This is a genomic window from Paracraurococcus lichenis (genome assembly GCF_030657435.1).
GTDB lineage: Bacteria > Pseudomonadota > Alphaproteobacteria > Acetobacterales > Acetobacteraceae > Paracraurococcus > Paracraurococcus lichenis.
Genome location: NZ_JAUTWS010000544.1, coordinates 1 through 347, shown reverse-complemented (window position 1 = coordinate 347; position 347 = coordinate 1). Strand labels below are relative to the sequence as shown.

Annotated in this window: 1 pseudogene; it reads left to right on the top strand. The window is 69.5% G+C overall.

Features of this window, described 5'->3' with window-relative positions:
- Positions 1 to 164 precede the first annotated feature (164 nt).
- Positions 165 to 347 (top strand): annotated as a pseudogene (locus tag Q7A36_RS41175) (ISNCY family transposase); the annotation flags it as partial.

Here is a 347-nt window from a genome sequence, read left to right as displayed (position 1 = left end):
TCGAACGAGGGCTCGCCCCCACCCGAGCCTACCCGACGCCGTTCGATCCGACGATCCCTGCACCAACACGCATTGCCTCACCTGATTTGCTCCTGAGCCGGGTCCGTTGCCTCACCTGAGACGCTCCCGAGCAGCGCTGAGCTGCGAGGGCTGGGATGAGGCGGGTGAGCATGACGACGCGGAACGAGTTGGTAGCTGCCGTTGCGGAACGGTACGCCCGGTCGAGCCGGCTGGATCGCGGCCGGATCCTCGACGAGTTTGTGGCGGTGACGGGGCACCACCGCAAGCACGCGATGCGGCTGCTGCGGGGCAGTGGGGCCGCGCCGGCGGTACGGCGAGGACACCGC